Below are 18,986 nucleotides of genomic sequence, written 5' to 3'. Positions count from 1 at the left end.
AAACAATCACTCAAAAAATAGAACAAATCTTTATTTAAGATTGAGGTAATATTTTAACATTCTTCCGATAAGAGCGACTAACCGAAAGTTTTTCTCCACCACACATAACTAAAGTAGCAGTTCCATCACCAGATGAAAGAACCTTCTCAATATATTGGATATTAACAATTGTTGAACGGTGGATTCGCCTAAACAACTTTGTTGGTAACTTATTTTCAAGAGATTTTAGAGTATTTCTTTTTGTATATTTTTTATTTCGTGCATGTATATCAACATAGTTTCCGTTCGACTTTATCCACAAAATTTCGCTGATATCAACTTCGTAGCTAATCGCCTGTTTCTGCGCCACTATATTCATTGCTCCACTGTCTTCTAGATTAGGGGTTGCACCAGAAATATTGGTATTATTTTGCTTCTTAGAAAAGTATCTCAATCGAGTGTAAAGAAAATAAAGTGTTGAAACTAAGTAAATAAATACAATACCAGTTAAAACTGTAAAAATACTATCAATTGACTGGTAATATAGTGTCGCAACAAGCAGAGTACTCAATCCTCCCCACCCCCATATAGAATACCATGTAGTACAGACTTTGAGTCGTGAACACCCTCTTTCGGGAGGGCTATAGATAATATTCCCTAGCTCGGGGGTCGCAAGTAATATTGGCAAGAAGAAATAGATTAACTCACCAACGACTGACTGGTTTTGGTTTGCCTGATCGAGAAATTGAAATAGTAAAACAACTAAAACACCCAAAACGTGAACAAATAATAGCCCAATGGTAATCTTATTCTTAGTAGAGATCTTTGGTCGAAAACTTTTTCTATCTGCAAACTTCTCTAGTCCATTGTATCTCCTTTTTAAATATACCTTAGGAATTGAGGAATTTTTTTGTTCAATATGAAATAGTGTCTTAATCACAACGCTAAAACCTACCTATTACTAAGACTAACAACAGTTTACCGCGTTGGTATCTAAGCTTCTTGTAAAAAGTTGCTATAAATCTGAATATTTCAAGTGTATCACCAGCGTCAATTTAATTACCCCTACCTGATTGCAACAATCATTCTCGAATATCTCCCTATCTAAAATTGAAAGAACTTAGCATAGAGATAAAGCTTTCCATCTTTAAAGCTATTTGAATCTAGGGGCGAAACATAGCCTATTGACAGGCTTGAATTCAATGAGTACACGGTGTCAAAGTAAGATGTCATTTGAATACCCCAATATTTATTGGAATCAAGATAAGAGGGTGAGTCAAAAGTTACAATATCAGTATACATTGCATATACTGATAGATCCGCTCGATTAAAAGTTAGAGGCCCAATTTTAGCACTTATCGAAAAAGGAGGAAAACGGTTTTCAATTAATAGCTTTTTGTATTTCTTGGCACCAACAGCAAGTTTTGTGTTTGCCAGGTAATGTTCAAGTTGATACCGTCGGCTCGTTCCTTCTTCGAAAAAACCAGAATCAGAATCACTGAAATAGAATATACCCGCATCTAATTTTTTTCCTGTATATTGACCATATGAGATTTGGCAATTTAAAATATTGTGCTGCAAAAAAATAGGATGCATATAATTCAGGTTTGCTGACCATCTTTCGCTGAATTCAATAAGCGCATTAGTATTAAAAATATGCTGGTAGTCTATTTCGACTTTGTACCCATGTTCGTAGCCGGAATAACCGATGGTTTTTCTCAAGCTTTTAAATTGAAGCTTTGTCCCTATATGAAAAGAGCTTTGTTTAACCGCACTATTATCTTGAGTTCTTTGCTGATTAAGACGACTATAAAATATCTGCGAAACTTCTGATGGCCGATCATATCTCCAATAATGTTTAAGTTCTAAACCAAGAGATGAACTTAGCTTTTCATTTGCTGATTCTTTGGAGTAATTATAGAAACTCATGGGCTTTTGTTGATAATTAACTAGTACCTTATGCTCAAACAAGTAATTTGCATCTATATGAAAGTTATTTTTCGACTTTCCTATTCCGAGCCGAAAACTGTGAGTTTCCAGAGGGTCGGCAAACTCAAAGTATCCACCGAAGACTGCTTTATTATCAAAATAGCCAAATACCGGTATGGAAGAAATTCGTTCCATCGAGAACAACCCTGAATAAACACTTACAGGTTCATCAAAATTAGTCGAGGTGGCATCTGAATTATTAATATTCCATTGTAATAATGGCGGGTGGTCCAGAACAAGTTGTTGCGCCTTAAAATTTATCGCATTAACTTGCTTATCAATTTGTTTCTCATCAGCTTTGTTCAAGTCAAACGTAACGGGGCTAAATCCCTGGCTATTAAACTCAAAGGCGAATACTTTTTTTTCGTCGAATTCGAGCGGAGAATAAAGTCCCGTCAAGGTATTGGTCTGAATATTAGTGTCGTCATTAATACCGTGCGAATAGATATTGGATACACCATTGACTGTCGCGTGCCAGTAAATTTTATCTTGGTTATAGGTTCCCCAACTTGGGTGTTCTGGATTACCTGAGTTTGAGATTACCTTATATAAGAATCTACTCTGAAGCTCTAACGCTTCTACATCGATCGAAACAATTGATTGCTCAATTTTATCCGACTTAAGGGTCGCAAGTAATCTGGTTCCATCTTTTTTAAAAGCCAGATCGGTTAATACGATATTTTTCGGCAGAGTATATACATGCTGGTACTTGGTGAATGGCGCTTCTAGCTTAATCAAAGCGAAATTCATGCCTGTTTTTTTTATTCCCCATAGTTCTCCACTGGTATTGTTGACAGCTAAATGGCTAAGTCGAGCATCTTTCCATATCCTTTTCTTATTTTTTCCGTCTATATTTATACTCCATAAATCTCGGTAACCTGAGTTATTGTGCGTGGTAAAAAAAACCGTTTCTTTCAATAAAGAAAGTTCGCTAACTCTAACTAGGCCTGGCGTTGGTATGTCCGCAATAATTCGCTCGGTTCCCTTTTCAACATTTAGAGCTATTAGTTTTGCTAACTCACCGGGCTCAAAGGAAGCATAAATAATCTCCTTATTTCGACTTATAGCAGGACGGCTAACCCAGCCATTTCTTAAAGAAAGCGGTTTTGTTAAAGTGACTGGAGATAAAGCCAGTCTTGAAAGATTTTTACGCTGAAAATCTGATTCTTCCTCAATAAAACAGGACCACTCAGCTTCAATAGTGACATTAAAAGCCTCCTTAAATTTTTTTTCAAAGCTGAAGGTGTTCGATTTTTTTGATACTTTAATCCAGGCGAGTAATTGTTCAACACCATACTTTTTTGATAGGTGCAGAATAAAGCGGCTGCCAAATAGATAGGCTTTAGCACCGACAATAAATTGGTCATGTGCAATATTCGCTTGATGCCATTGGTTTTCACTGCGCGCGACAGTTAACAATCCTTCTTTTTCCAACGTTCTAAAATACATTTCATCAAACGCAGAAAATAACCTGCCTTTACCGGTGTTTAGCCAGGTTTCAAAAAATACAGCAATCCCTTCATGGTACCAAGCAGGTGAATAAACTTCGGAGTTGGCTAGACTTGAATAAATGAGCGATAAAGGGGATGACCGTCTTGGCATGACTTTACCAAATAGTTTTCTCATCAATTCCTGTAGCGGGGTAGCTTGATCAGAAACCGCAATATGTACTAGCTCGTGGCTAACAAGCCAGGTTAGCGTATTGGAAACGAGTTTATATTCATAATCGGTGACCGTATAGGATGACAGGTTAATTGTTATTCGGTTAACAGGCAGCGAAGTTGCTCTACCACTGCCTTCATCACGATGGTCAACTAATTTGATATAAAGCTTTTTTGGAGGCTTATAGTCAAGAAGTGTGCCGATACGAGTTAATGACGACTCTGCAATTTTGATAACATCATTCAGGTAATTACTATGCTGAGACTTAAAGACAACAATAAAATTTTCAGATTCCTTTTTTAACCACTCATCATTTGCAAAGGCGTTCGGGGAGTAAATGTAAACGAGAAAAATAAAATACAAAAATGGATTACTCCGTTTTACATTTGGAAAGAACAGGTGCCTCACTTCATTTATTCCGCAACTACACAATACGACTTCGATACCTCATAAAGCACCTTTCAATAATAATCAAATATTGCCGATATTGCCGCCCAGCTCTTTCACCTCAGCATCAGAAATATTGCCGATATTACCGCCCAGCTCTTTCACCTCAGCATCAGAAATGTTACCGATATTGCCGCCCAACTCCTTCACCTCAGCATCAGAAATATTGCCGATATTACCACCTAGCTCTTTCACTTCAGCATCAGAAATGTTACCGATATTGCCGCCCAACTCTTTCACCTCAGCATCAGAAATATTACCAATGTTGCCGCCGAGTTCTTTCACTTCTGCATCGGAGATGTTTCTGATGTTACCTCCCAATTCTTTTACTTCAGCGTCGGAAACACTTTTTTCTAGCTCTACTAATTCAGAGGTAGTAATTGCGGCAGTACTTTTTCTCAATTCTTTGATGTCTAATTGTTTAATTGAAACTTTTTCCAGGTTATTCGCTGCAAATCTTTCGGCAGTTTGTACTTCTGCAAATGCAGAAGATATGGTTAGCGCACATGCAATAATAGAAAGTGAGTGAGTTTTAAGCGTTTTTTTGATCATGATTTACACCTTTTAAATAGTTACTTGATTTTTATTTATGCCGTAGGGGCGAATCAAAATTGCAGCAAAAAGAGGTGTATATCAATAATTATGTGATGAGTTGTTAGTTTGAGTGACAGTTAAATACTTTTTGTTTAGATTGGGTAGCATTACCTATCAGCTAAATTTGCTAATTTAGCTGATAGTCATTAATTGTCTAATAGAACACACCGGAGGAAGGTAAGTTATAAAACCGATAAATACTCCAGTCTTTGTCGTTACGATGTTGCAAATTGTGCTCTTTTCTAGCTTCAATGTATTCCATATTCGCATTTACTGTAGTGCTAACATCCTCCAGCATTTGCGGTAGCTGTGTTAAATCACCAATGGTACCACTAAATTTAAATCCTGATCCAACAGCTATACCAATAGCGTTTTTTGATTCATTATGAGCTAGCTTTATTTCTGTTGCTGGGCCAGTAACTCCAATATCCCAGCTTATTCCATTCTCATCAATATCTATTGTAAATGTAGCGCCGCCCAAAATGAAGCCTGTAGTTTGTTCAAATTTTCCACCTTCAAGAGGGTTATATATTGTAAAGTCGAGAGATAAATCAGGACCCACATGAAGCCCTTCAGAGTCTACTGTTGCTGAGAGTTTTGCTGTTCCTACAGAGTACATTGTCGGAGCATCGCTTGGATACGCAGACATAGGGTGAGGGTATTTTGTCTTAGGGATGATATGATACGTCTTTGGCGTATAAAGATGGAATGTAAGACCGCTCCCAGGAGAATAGTCAATGTTAGGGTTTAATGGTGGGCAATTTCCTTTCGTACAAGGTGGAGGAGAGTCTTGTTTTTTAGGTTTGGCATCATCTACTTCTCCAGAATTTTTAGCTCCTTCAGCTAATGAATGCCCAGTAGGATCATTAAACTTAACAGGATTATTCGCAACATAACTATATCGATTAACGCCTTGTATCCCAGCCCCAGGATCATAAAGACTATCCGCCTGAATAAACCGCCCAATGGCAGGATCATAGTAACGAGCACCATAATAATACAGCCCAGTACTATCCTGCTCTTTACCGGTATACTGATAACTAGTGGATTTTACTCCTGACTCATGAACAGTCGTACCAAAAGTGGAGTAAGCGCTAAATTGAATTTCGTCACCATCACTATCAAATATGGCGCTAGTGCTGCTTAAATGATCGCTATGATAAAAGCGTGGTGTTCCACCATATTTGAAATTTCTTTGTGCGATTTTTCGCCCCAATGCGTAATAATAAACAATGTCAGCATCGTCGCGTTTCTCGTGATATTTACTATAATAGTATGTGGAATTTCCGTTCTTGTTTTTTTTAACCCGGCGGCCAGTATAGTCATATAAGTAACTCTCGTCTCCCACACTTTCAACTTGATGAGCTTTATTATAAGTGACTGTCGTGCCGTTGTAGTTGGTGATATCACCATTGTCATTGTAACCGTAGGTACGGTTTCCAAACCGAGTTAGTCCGTGAGGATGAGCGTCACCTGCATCAGGATACTTGTAACTAATACTATTTTTAACAGTGATGTTACCAATTTCGTTGTATTGAAAGTTTTCAGTTCCTACGCCGTAGTAACTTCCATTGGTTTGTGCTTTTACACGATTCATTTCATCGTAAGTATATGCACGATTTAAGTTTGGCTGTCCGGTTCCAGCTTTGGTTGCAGTAATATTCAAAATATTCCCCACATTATCATAGGTATATTCGTAGCCATAAAGCGGAGAATTATCCGTCTTTTTGCTATCAATACGACGCAGACGATGATCATTTGTGTAACCATAATAGTCATAATTTTGATAACTACCTGGAAAGTGTATTTTGTCCAGATTACCGCGATTGTTATATTCAATATCGGTGACTACATCGCCAACCTGAATTAACTCGCCGCCTTGGTTATAACCAAAGTCGATCCAGTTTGAACTAAGAGTTGGGATCTGCATTCTTGTCAGTTCACCTGCTGAGTTATATCTGTATTGAGTTTGCTGACTTATTGAAATTCCATTAATTCTTTTTGATTCCCAGCGTTTATAGCCTAATGGGTCATAGCCGATATAGGTATCACCACTGAGATCTGAGACATGGTTAAGTCGACCTTTTTGGTTCTCCAGATCGATCACACCATCACCATTATAATCACCATCATAATAATATCTTATTTCACCACCATCATCGTAAGATTTGGTCACTACTCTGTTTAACACATCGTAGGACATTACCGTTGTATCACCTAGCGCATCAGTGACATGAGTTTGGTTGCCATTGTTGTCATATTGATAAAACCATTGACCACGATCCATATCATTGCTTCGTATTTTACGCCCAAGCCAGTCTTTAACTGATGTCGAGATATTTCCCATATGGTCAGTTAAAGTCACTTTGTTAAAAGTGGTGGTAATTGATGTAGATGAATAAACCTGGTGTGAAGGAAATTTACCTGTGTATTCCCTGTGATAAATTGTTAGCCCAACTTCATCAATAAAATTTTGTTTCACATGCTCGTTGGCATCAATATTGACTACCTCAAATATCCTGTCGATAGAGTAAGTTTCGTTGCCACTTGGAGAGGTAGTTTTGGTTATACGGCCTAAACCATAATCATCCTGACCATCAGAAAGAAAGAACTCTGTACGAGAACCAATATGAGGGCTTATTGTAGGACGTTTTGACATTGGAGTTGCGCCGCGGGAGAAACTAAAATTAGGCGAAGTGAATGTTGCACTGGATTCTTTCACATTTTTATTGTCATCAATATAGTTCCAGTAATTCACTGTTCGATACTCTGAACCTGAAATTTCTTTTTTCTCTTGAATCGTTTGACCAAAGCCATCGACATAAACTCGACTCTTATAGCCAGAGTGAGCACTGTCTTTAAAGCGAACTTCTTCCGTGTAGGCTGGACTACTAGCACTTGCATAATCAACGTAAGTATAACTATTTGACATCACATTTCTTGCGTTGGTTACAGTACTTAAACGACCAAATCCATCATAAGTGTAAGTTGTATTTCTGCTATTAAAATCACTATCAATATGCTTTCTTAAATAGTCATCATAACTGGTCGAAGTTGAGTGGCTAATATTGTCGTGGACGGATGGATAGTTCACGGAAGTAACCAGGTGCTTTTGTGTTGTATGACCATAGTTATAGGTAGTTATATGTCCATTACCATCAGTTTTAGAAGCTAAAAGCTGATTTTCACCTTCCCCTGTGTTATAGCTAAACTTTTCTTCTATGTAATCATCGGTTGCGCTACTAGCATAACTCCATACCTTAACTATATGAGTTCCTGGCGAGCTGAAACTGCCGTCGACATACCAGATTTTTTTAGCCGTTCTTTCCGTGTAGTAAGCGCCATTGCCATTCTTTTGCTTGATATCAATTTGATTAGGTTTCATTAACCATTGATAAGCATCTGTACCATTAACACTAATAACAAAGGAGGTAGTGGTGGTTACATCATCCATTCCCTTTTCAATCATAGGGTCTGCACTATTGACAAAACCATGGTCAGTTACAACAATTTCATTTCCGTAATTATCAAACTCATGAGTAACACGTTTAACACGGTAGTTGTTGCTATTACCTGCAGGTGCGTCAAGTATACCGTCTCCATTGCTGTCAATTTCAGAGTTTGTATTGCCGTTGATTAGATAATCAACTTCGTTTTCCAATAAGTAAGCAGTAGTATCTACCGACAAACTTGAAAAAGGATATAGGCGAGGTTGGCTGATCCCGTTAGCATAATTATCAGTATCGTTATGATAGCTGGTATATGTATATTTTTTATATCCATAAATAAGTCCATTTTGGCCGTTCCTGCGCGTAATGACTTTCCAGGGTCTTCCCTCTAAACCTTCTGTTTGTAAGTAGTGAGTTTCAGTGACATCACCTGTTGGTGCTGTCGTCATCATTTTTGCAAAGCCCTGGTGGCGACGAGATTCTCGGTCATACTTTGCGCCGAAAAATTTGTAGCGTGTTGTACGCTCAGCTTCTGAACGGCCACTATTGCCAACGCCATCATCGGTAACCTTATCTAAAACTACCCATTGTTTATTGCCAAAGTCACTATTGTTGCTTACAGGTCCCAAATCTAACGGTTGATACCGATAAGTAGTTTTTCCTCCGTTGGGGTTAGTAACCGTGTGTAGCATGGTCTCAGAAGGGTAAGCACTATTTAAATGGACAACAAAAACGCCTTCAGGGCTTTTACCTACTCGATCAATTAAGCTGTCGCCGTTCATATCATGAAAAGCATAAACAGAGTTGGAGCCATCATTAAAACGAAGCGCAGCGTCATCAATATTACTGCCATCGGATTTTGCTAACAAATGCTCGTCAGCATCAAAAGCATTACCTACCACACCATAACGCACCAGCATACTGCCTAAGGTATAGCCTGTATCCGTTTGATTAGATTTAAAAACACGATCCGGCAAACCATCACCGTTCATATCCATCAAATCTGCAATTGTTCGGTCATTTTCTGTACTACGGATATTGTATTTATCTAAAGCAACAGCAAACTCTTTTCCATCGGTAGATATTTCTTCGTTTTTGCCACCGAGCATAACGGGCGCTTCAAAGCCGCTGCCGTTGTTGTACCAAACATAAAACCCATGGGGATCACGCGTATCAGGATCATCATCTGCATAGCCTCGTGAAGAAGATAACACCCAGTCGGGTAATCCGTCCCCGTTCATATCAATTAGGTCAGTTATGGTTTCTTTGCCTTCTGTATGACGAAGGTTCTTTGAGGTACTTATCCAGCCTTTAGCATGAGCTTGTATATTCAGATCCCCCCAATCCATCGGATTGGTAAATCCATTTCCCGTATTAAGCGCAACGAATATGTTGGTATCTCTGGCATCTTTTTCATTTCCATCGTCACCTGTATCGTTATACTTTATATAATCTAACTCAAACATGTCTGAGTTTGTCGATGAGCCCATGTAAACCCTGTCAGGTAACCCGTCACCATTCATATCAACCATATCAACGATAGTGCCGGTATTGCTGGAACTTCTTAAACTGTATCCCTCTACAAATCCATGGGTTCCATCTCCTTGGTCAGGATCGTCCCATATCACGGGGTCTTGCTCAAAGCCTGAGCCATTACCAAAGTGGATATTAAAGTGCTGGCTTCTTCCCTCTCCATCTTCATGGTTTTTACGAACTCGATCTAAAATGCCGTCGCCATTCATATCGATAAGATCGGTATAAGAGAGTGTTCCGTATGAGCCCTCAAGTTCTCCTTCTCGAATACCATCATCGGCATATAAAACCTGATCCCAAGCCTGATACGAAGAAGCAAAGCTATTACCTTCATTGAGCCAAATCTTAAAGCTATCCTCAGAATCATTTTTACGCACTCTGTCGGGCAGTCCGTCACCGTTCATGTCGATTAATTCAGCTTTAGTCACTTGGTCAGAGTATTCAGTAGTCGCGTCATTGTTAGCAGAGTTGGGCTTTCCAAGATCATAAGGTTGCGTAAAGCCCTCATTAAGATCGTAGTAAGTAAATTTGTAAGGATTGCTTGCATCGCTATCAGTTGCACCATAAGTATTTATTTGTGTTATGCGGTGCTGCTTGGTTTTAGGAGATGTCTCCCAGTGTAGTCTAACTCTGGAGGTTCGATATCCCGTTGATTCTGAGCAGTCTACTTTATTAACAACCTCTCTCAGATATCGTTTATTTCCACTTAAATACCCATCTCGATAAGAAAATGATTGCGTTTGAGGCGGCATTTCCCAATAGAAAAAATCTGTACACGAAGCATTAAGACTGGAGGCAATATTTTTCGAAGTGACTCTGAGCAGTGTCACTTCATTACTGAATTCTTCCTGGTCATAATAATATTTTGTTTCTTGACCGTTAGCTGGATTGTAGGTGTAAGATAACATCCATTGACGAGGGGCTGGCGCAGTATCAGGCGTAGCGACACTGTTAACATGAGTGTTGGTGTTCACCCCATATTCACTAAAACTGCCATCTTTATTTCTGATTTTCCAGTAGCCGTTGCCACCATCGTCAATATATTCTATTTTTTGAAAAGACTCATTTTTTAAGTGGTACACCCCATCCTTACCACAATCTCCAGCTTTACACGCCATTTCCTGGCCGTTTAATGTAAAGATATCTGAATCGTTATATTTGGGTTGACCAAACTTCCCTGAACGCCCAATAACACCAGGAGCTGAACCTGCATGCCAGCCGCCACTAGACGAATAAGAAACGGATTGACCACCACCTAATGGAAGACTAAACGAAACAGCTCCACTACTGCCAACTTGCATATTGGACTTGGCAGTCCTTTGCTCTTGCGACATAGAGCCACCCGCCCCACCTTCGAGACCGGCGGGGAGTTGTGCTTGTAGCGTAAAACTAGTAATACCGGCTGCAATAGTTAGCAATAATCTTGAGTGTAATTTGTTACTAGGTGAGTTTATCCTCACCCTATCATCTTTATTACACCGCTTTTTATATCCAATCATAACATCAGATCCTTAAGTTGGTTTTAAGATAGACTGTTTAGCCTACAGACCTTCTCAAGAAACATTTAATGGCTACAAATGAATTGTGACGAAGCTGCATATTGAGGGATAAAAAAAACTATTCAAAATCCAAAATACTACTCATCACAATGATGTTTGATAAAAGAAAACTAAGATTTTTGACTTAGCCTTAGAGAACGGCTGCTACCGGAAGCTATCAGGGTGATAGTGGCGGTCTAAACAGCCGCCTCTAGTCTTCTGGAAAAGATAAAACCTGCAGTCTGTTTTTCTCCAGTCGCTGCTCAAATTCTGGAAGAGTAAAACCACTATCAATGTGGAGCTGACGCATTCTTACCAATGCAAATGGCTCTGCATTGGTGTCCGGCAACCAGCCTTGTTGCATCATTTCAGAGATCATGGAACGAGCTCTATCTTTCTGTCCACGAAATACAAGCCATTCAGCTGTGGCCATGGAGACAGGAAAACTCAGTTTTTCAACCACCAAATCAATCTGACTCGCCAGTTTCTCGGTACCTTTAACCATCTTGTTCGCCTGAACCAACTTGATAAAAAGCATCGCGTGGTAAAAATTTCTTTCAGAAATGGCTACCCCATTATCGTTAAATTCCGGGAACCAGTCCAAAAAGGTTTTAAGTGAATCGGGATACTTTCCAACAAAGGCTAAAGCTTGAACGTAAGGAACAAATACTCGCTCGTTTTCACCGGTTAACTCAAGTCGGTGCTCAAAAGTTTCAACCGCCTCGCCTAAATTTTCTCGTGCAATTTGTAAACTAGCCTTTACATACTGAGTAAACCCTGGATTTAAACGAGTTACTTCAAACTCTTGAATTATTTTTTCTGCTTTTTCCAACTCTCCAAGTGCAATCCATACTTGAGCCAGGTTTAACCGGTAAACCGAATTCCTTTCAAATACTTTTGAATTGCCCCTGGCCCAAACCAGAAAAGCTTTAGCGCTATCGACCGTTAATGGAAAGAAATCCAGATCACCAATCGGTCGATGGATATAATCAGGTTCTAAAGTTAAAGCTCGCTCGTAGTAATATTTTGCCTGTTTAAAGTCTCGTAAATTTAGAAGTGAATAGGCCAAACTGCGATTAATCACGGGAGACATTGGCGCCAATTCGAAAGCCTTCTTCGACATTGTTAATGCTTTTTTGTATTGTCCAAGCGAGCGCAATAGATTGCCGTACCACAAATACCCCAGAGCATAGTTAGGAGAAAGGGCGATCGCACGCTCAAAGTAGACCAGGGCTTGTGAATATTTCTGTGAGCTTGTAGACAGGAGACCTTTTGCTGCCAAAGCCTGCCCCAGATCTGGCTTCGAAGTTAACGCCATTTCCAGTAACGGCTGACACTCAGCACTAACTCTTGAAAAGTCCCAGTCAGAATAAATGTAAAGATAATGATAAGTTTCACATAAGGCTACCGCGGCCAACGGAAACAACTTATTTTTGGCCTTCAAGCCTTCCAGTATGCTTCTGGCTTGCAATAAAGCGTCCTCTGTTCGCTTTTCCCATAGATATCTGGCCATCAAATATTGTTCAAATACCTTAGCCGGAATCGTATTTTTTGAAAAAGTAACCTGCTGTCTTTTATCAAACAGGAGTTGCAAACTTTGCATAACTTCATCTTGCAACTCAAACAAGGTACTTTCTTTGCCAGTGAAGAGCTTTGCCCAGATAACCTGGCGACTGTTGCGATCTTCTAGTCGTAAATACACTCGAATATTGGAGCCTTCTTTAGCCAAACGTCCGGTCAGGTAGGCATCAACATTGATGTCATCGACAACCTCATCCAGACTGATAACCTTTAATTTCTCGATATAACCTAACTGGGTTAGCAATAAATCATTAAAAGCCGCCAAAGGACTGTATTCATCCGTTATAAATTGTAGCTCCAGGCGAATGAGCGCAACAGAGTCTATCTGTGCAATGACATTGTCTATTTTTTCTTTTATCTGCCCTGACTGTTGAACCTTTTCAGTATCACTCTTGAGGCTGGGACCCAATAACCCCTTTCCCCAAATTGCTGCCAACAGACCTAATGCGATGATTACGACTGAAACAGCAGTCAATTTGCCCAAACCTCGGTGATCGCTATTGGCTGATGGGAGTTGCCTGGAGCTGCTGGCAGTAAAGCTTCTCTCGCCAGGCTTTACTGGCATGACTAGACGATATCCCTTCCCCGATACTCTTTCGATATAGGTCTTCTGCTTTCCAGTGTCACCCAGCGCTTTTCTCAGCTGTGCGACCGCCTGATAGAGAGAGGCATCTGAAACAACTTGCCCGGGCCAAAGTTCAGCAAATAGCTTATCCTGACTCACTGGCCCAGGAGCATGCTCTACCAGGCAAAGTAGCAGTTGCATTACTCTGGGTACGAGAACCACTTCTTCACTGCCTCTGACTAGCAGGTTGAGTTCGGGGTTAACGATCCACTCACCAATTTTGACAGGATATGGTTTTGACAAATTAAAATCCACAGTTGTCTAACAATAAAAAGCCGATATCTGAATATTAACAAATCCCCGACAACAATTTTATCTATCTTATTGATTTTATAATGATTCAGAAAAATTTTAGATTTTTTTCAGACTCACAATAAGTCTTTTCACAGCACAACGAGTAAAAATAGACAGCTCTCAGGTTAAACCGAAGGTAACTTTAATGATTAAAACACTTGCCAAAACTATTCTGCTTCTCTCGATTATTATGTTTCACTGTATTCCCGCTCTCCAGGCCAAAGAGCTGCTAATAAAAAATATCACCCTGATTTCACCGGAACGTGCTGAACCGTTAATGAGTGCCTCAGTTCGGATCAGAGATGACACAATCATCGAACTGTCAAATTCGCCGCTAAAAGCATCGCCTGAAAGCACGATAATTGATGGTTCCGGAAAGTTTTTGATCCCCGGCCTGATGGATTCGCATGTTCATATATCTAATATGCCTGGTCTCGACTTTGCTCAAAAAGACAGTCCGAAAATGAAGCGTCTTCAAGCCAGGTTTGAAGAACGTCAACCCAGAAACTACCTGTACTTTGGTGTTACTCAGATAGTCGACCTGGCGCAATCAAGTGACGCTTACGCTAGATTTATGGATTTCAGGATCAGACCGGATATTTTTCGATGTCAGGCACTACCGATATTGCACGGCTATCCCACAATTTTTGTTGATAAAGATAAGCGAATAAATGAATTTAAAGAGTTCCTCTATCAACCAATTCAGGGAGAGCAAGCACCATTGGGTGTAGACCTTTCAAAACATACTCCTGAAGCACAGCTAAAGAAAATAGCTTCTAGCGATGCAGTTTGCGTCAAGGTATTTATCGAAAATGGTTTTGGCGCTGATAGTTCCTGGCCATCAATTAACCTCGATACTCTTAAAAGAGTTCGTGAGGCAGCGAATCAATATGATTTATTGATGGTAGCCCACGCCAATGCCATTGATATGCAACAGCTTGCGATAGAAGCAGGAGTAGATATTATTGCTCATGGAATGTGGAACTGGAATGAGCAGGATGGGGTCGATAGCCTTCCTGCACAAATCAAGAATATGGCGAAGGAAATTATCGACAAAGGTATCACCTACCAAGCAACCTTTGGCGTAATGGATGGGCTAAAAGGCGTAACAATACCGGCGGGACTTGAGCAACCTTTGATAAAAAAAGTAGTCGACAGGGAGACTTTGGAATGGTATGCCAGTGAGGAAGGGCAATGGTTTGCACGTGAAATGATTGAAGGTTTTGAGGGTTTATCGAAAGAAAAAATTCACCGAAGGCAGGATATTAATATCAAACAAGGAGAGGAGATAGTCCGCTACCTTGACAAGAAAGACCATCCTCTTGTGATTGCTAGTGATACTCCTTCTTCTCCAACTTTTGCCCAGCAACCAGGACTATCAACCTATCAGGAGATCCTGCATATGGCCAAATCCGGAGTCAGCCTGAAAAAAATTCTACAAGCTGCGACACTTAATAATGCAAAGGCTTTTGGTTTGGAAAAACGATATGGAACGGTTCTACCTGGAAAAAAGGCCAACCTCCTAATTCTTAATCAGAATCCGCTTGAAACAGTAGAGGCTTATAACTCGATAGACAGTGTCATTTTAGGAGGAGAAAATATTTCAAGAAGCGCATTGGCGATTAATCCACAATAGTCGGGGGCGTAGAACGAAGACCAGCTAGATTGAAGGCGCCGCACAGATAGAACACTGCGGCGTCCAATACCCGGCTCTATCCATCACAACGATTGAATTATTCTGTCGTTTTATCGTACTCGGTACAGAAGTGGCAAAATGCAATCAATAATCAAGCCTTGCCATACTTCTCATAACGAAATAACCTGTTATTTCTGGAATATAAAATTTTCAAACTAACAATCAGGCTAAAAACGAAAGTCTCACGTCAATCTTGCGATTGATAGCGAATACTTTTTGGGTGGATATAAAAAATAAAGTAAGAATAAAGGCCAGAATTCTGGCCCTTATTTAATGAACGTAACTAATTTTGAACTAACAGATACTCTAATTTAAAGTCATTTTTTTCTGGAACGACTTTTAAATCAGAATCGGAAAAAATTAAGCGACTTACCCACAACTGATAGTCATTACTCTTAAATGAAAAAGAAATTTTTGAGTGAGAACTTAATTCAACCAGCTCGCTTTCGATTTTAAGCCAAAGCTTCTTTTTTTCCTTTTCGAATAGCATATTAATTTTTACAGGCTTGCCATTTCTGAAACTAGTCAGCCAAGGTAAGTGAGCAGTTCCTTGAATCGCTCTGAATTTATCATTTTCAAATAAAAGCTTATTACTAACTGGCCCTGATGGATGAAACTCGGTTCTTGTTTCAATTCTACACGCTTCACAGCCAGGTACTTTATTCGAATCCCAACTCAATGGAACATTGTTAAGCTTGACCTCACCATTAATGATTTGCCATTGATTTACAGACTTCTGTTCCATTTGCATGTCTTCTTGCGGGCTATCAACACCAGGTTGACAGCCCGCTAAAGTCAACAAAACAAAACCAGTAATAAAAAGTGGTTTTATCATTTTACAGATTTACTCTTAATGGCTTCAAACAGGGAGGCAGGAGGTGATGTTTCCTCAATAACAGGCTGACTATCATTGTTCATCACATTGCTGGTTCTGTTTGACTGAGGAGTCTTATCATTCTCGCTTCCACTCACAGAGCCATTCCATTGCTTACTGAACTGTAGGTCAACCTGACTCCAATCATCAGAGTCCAGTAATGTATCAGTATCGATAGAGTTGCCATTTATATCCTGATTAACAAGCGTCTCATCAAGAACACCATTACAGTCAAAATCAACGGAGGTAGAACCACTACGTCTCAGGCCCAGATTTTCTGCGACTGAGTTTTCATTGATTGAACTACCTGAACCATCAGAATAGTCCATTGCGAAATTCTCTGGAGATCCCATAAACCCGTTGACCAGCTCATTCCCTTCTAAATTGCAGTTCAAATTATCGCGGAAGAAAACTCGATAGTATCTGTCGCCTTCTCGATTACCAATGGAAGGCAATCCATATAACTGATAAAGATAATTCATCACACTTAAATAGTTGGGCTTGTAGTTTGTATTTTCAAAACCACCGTGACGAAGACTTAAGTTATGGCCCAGCTCATGCATGATAGTTGAGGCCTGGAAGTTAATGGTCATATTGGTGTTGATCTCATCACCACGATTAAGTCCCCAGTTTCCAATCGAAATAATCAGATCATTACCATTAATTTCTGCCACCCCGGAAGAGCCTCCGGATCCATCTTCATTTTGGCTGTTTGCCATCAACATATAGTGAAAAACAGGCTTTCGACGTAGGTCTGAATTGACTATTTTGTGATCGAGTATACTTGGCGAGTTGGGTAATGATTGAAATGTTGTTTGCGCATAGTAAGTAATCTGATTACCTCCGCCCAGATCAAAATCATCATGAGAAATTCCCTCGGCGTTGTGGAATAAGTCTCCTGCATCAAAATGTACAGCAAAACCTTTAGCGGCAAAACTGTCTACAACCTTTTGCAATGCTTCACGCTGTGGACGAATACCTTCATCATTACTTTCCATATAATCGACTTCGATAAAAATATCTTTTACGCCCGCACGCGCGCCCCAATCATATAGAGGAAGTCCGGCAAAACTGCCACCTTCCTGCTCTGCGCAATCAGGAATTCCATCCTCATCAGCATCCACATCACAGAAGATATCATTGATTCCGGCAGGGGTAATAAAACTGGCAAGTCTCCAGTCAGCAGTGGAATTAGTATCATTATGGTAGAGGTCTCTGACAAGACTCTTACCTAACACCTGTTCGGAACTTATAGACGTCTCATCAACCACCCAGTGCTCAGCCGAAACAGGTATCTGGTTACTATCACCAAACCTGACAAAGTCGACTGTCTTATCCCCGGCTGCATTGAGTAGCTCCACAAAACCTGTAGCATACCATAGTGGTCGAATATTATTTTCTGTCGCCCCCACCAAGACTAGTTGATCAGATTGCTCAACTGAAGACTGCCAGTAGCCATTGCCAGTTCGGCCTTGTAATACAATAAATTGTCCTGGCTGAATCAGCTTTTCAGGTAAGCTAAAGTCAGCAATACCAGCTGCATTACAACATGCGTCCAGATCGATAGAGTCAGCTCGAATAACATAGTTAGCCAAATCAATTGCACTGGAGGTTCCATTAAAAACCTCAATCCAGCGATTATCATCAGCATAGTAAGAAGTAGACACTTCAGTAATTCTGAGATCAGAATATTCTGTTGTGAACGAAGAAACGATACTTTCTACCGCGCCTGTGCCATGGAAATTTTGAGCACCCGTTGATATTTTTACCTGATACTCTTTCTCATGCTCCAGCATTTCAGCAAAACTAATTTCAATGCTTCTTGAAGGCTCATCTGGCGTTACCAAAGCAACATATTCACATGTTGTAAAATTATCATGTGATACCTGGATCCCTCCAGAACATTCCGGCCCAACATTTTCAAAAGTACTCGGTTCAACGAAATCATCAAATGTCAGTGTCAAGCTAGTGTTTACAGAAACTCTTTCGCTCTCATTAACCGGAGAAACTGACTGCAAGACAGGTGCAGTCGTATCTACCATATCCAATGTAATGATTGCTGTAGAAGTTAATTCTCCATCACTGGCCTGGTATGATAACGACTCACTAACTATCGAGTCACTCTCCGGAGTAAATCGATAAGTATGAGTTGCTTCATTCAGCAACTCTAGCGTTCCAGATGCAGGAGCCTGGATAACATCGATGCTAACTTCATCACCATCGGGATCAGTGTTATCAAGAGAAAATTCAACGCTGGAATTAAACTCCACGGCAACAGTGCTATCAACTGCTGACGGTGTACGGTTAACATCAACAATCGTTGAAGTAACAGTCGTAGAAGCCGTAGCCCCCAGATTGTCGGTTACCGTAACCAGGAAACTAATTTCGGTATCTGCATTCACCTCTGGTGCGATAAATGTTAACTGTGATGTTGCGCCGTCAACAGACACATTGGGTCCCGATTGCTGCTCCCATTGATAGCTCGTAATAGAGCCATCAGAATCTGTAGCGCTCACAGATAGCGTCGCCTGGGTTCGTTCTTCTATAGAGTCTGGCGAGGTTGAAGAAACTGTTGGAGGCTGGTTAGATGAGCCGCCTCCACCACCACAGGCGACAATTGATGACAAACCTATCACCAGAGGCAAAGATAAAAAACGATTTCCATTAACTTTCATCGATTATTCCATTCCCATTTTAAATTAGTATAAAGTAGCAAAAAGCCGGA

General features: G+C 40.1%; 8 protein-coding genes. 1 reads left to right on the top strand and 7 read right to left on the bottom strand.

Features of this window, described 5'->3' with window-relative positions:
* Positions 1-34: 34 nt before the first annotated feature.
* The 5 genes from IYN84_RS21695 to IYN84_RS11670 all read right to left on the bottom strand — a co-directional run bounded on the left by IYN84_RS21695 (position 35) and on the right by IYN84_RS11670 (position 13,640).
* On the bottom strand, positions 35-919 hold the full coding sequence (locus IYN84_RS21695) for a LytTR family DNA-binding domain-containing protein (protein ID WP_196139393.1): 885 nt from the start codon (positions 917-919) through the stop codon (positions 35-37).
* Between the two features lie 164 nt (positions 920-1,083).
* Entirely contained in the window at positions 1,084-4,038 is a 2,955-nt protein-coding gene (locus tag IYN84_RS11685) for a hypothetical protein (protein ID WP_196139392.1), read from the bottom strand.
* Positions 4,039-4,101: 63 nt separating this feature from the next.
* Entirely contained in the window at positions 4,102-4,629 is a 528-nt protein-coding gene (locus IYN84_RS11680; RefSeq protein WP_196139391.1) for a hypothetical protein, read from the bottom strand.
* 196 nt (positions 4,630-4,825) lie between these two features.
* The gene (locus IYN84_RS11675) at positions 4,826-11,152 is read right to left on the bottom strand and encodes an RHS repeat-associated core domain-containing protein (RefSeq protein WP_196139390.1); all 6,327 of its coding nucleotides are present in this window, start codon (positions 11,150-11,152) and stop codon (positions 4,826-4,828) included.
* A 250-nt stretch (positions 11,153-11,402) separates the two neighbouring features.
* Positions 11,403-13,640 (bottom strand): winged helix-turn-helix domain-containing protein, encoded by a 2,238-nt coding sequence (locus IYN84_RS11670; protein WP_196139389.1) that lies wholly within the window; start codon positions 13,638-13,640, stop codon positions 11,403-11,405.
* Between the two features lie 196 nt (positions 13,641-13,836).
* Between IYN84_RS11670 and IYN84_RS11665 the strand changes: the two genes are divergently transcribed.
* Entirely contained in the window at positions 13,837-15,327 is a 1,491-nt protein-coding gene (locus IYN84_RS11665; protein WP_196139388.1) for an amidohydrolase family protein, read from the top strand.
* 343 nt (positions 15,328-15,670) lie between these two features.
* Here the strand turns inward: IYN84_RS11665 and IYN84_RS11660 are convergent, their stop codons facing one another.
* Both IYN84_RS11660 and IYN84_RS11655 read right to left on the bottom strand, forming a co-directional pair.
* Positions 15,671-16,222, bottom strand: a complete 552-nt coding sequence (locus tag IYN84_RS11660) for a hypothetical protein (protein WP_196139387.1) — start codon at positions 16,220-16,222, stop codon at positions 15,671-15,673.
* Complete coding sequence (locus tag IYN84_RS11655) at positions 16,219-18,936, bottom strand: Ig-like domain-containing protein (protein WP_196139386.1); 2,718 nt, start codon at positions 18,934-18,936, stop codon at positions 16,219-16,221. The genes IYN84_RS11660 and IYN84_RS11655 overlap by 4 nt, the downstream gene beginning before the upstream one ends.
* Positions 18,937-18,986 lie beyond the last annotated feature (50 nt).

Origin of the sequence: Aliikangiella sp. G2MR2-5, assembly GCF_015687155.1 — a bacterium.
Classification (GTDB): Bacteria; Pseudomonadota; Gammaproteobacteria; order Enterobacterales; family Kangiellaceae; genus Aliikangiella.
This window is presented reverse-complemented; position numbering and strand designations above follow the sequence as displayed.

Bases quoted from the DNA above. Each gene is read 5' to 3' on its own strand.
- IYN84_RS11680 (WP_196139391.1), bottom strand. From the start codon at position 4,629: ATGATCAAAAAAACGCTTAAAACTCACTCACTTTCTATTATTGCATGT.
- IYN84_RS11675 (WP_196139390.1), bottom strand. From the start codon at position 11,152: ATGATTGGATATAAAAAGCGGTGTAATAAAGATGATAGGGTGAGGATA.
- IYN84_RS11665 (WP_196139388.1), top strand. From the start codon at position 13,837: ATGATTAAAACACTTGCCAAAACTATTCTGCTTCTCTCGATTATTATG.
- IYN84_RS11660 (WP_196139387.1), bottom strand. From the start codon at position 16,222: ATGATAAAACCACTTTTTATTACTGGTTTTGTTTTGTTGACTTTAGCG.
- IYN84_RS11655 (WP_196139386.1), bottom strand. From the start codon at position 18,936: ATGAAAGTTAATGGAAATCGTTTTTTATCTTTGCCTCTGGTGATAGGT.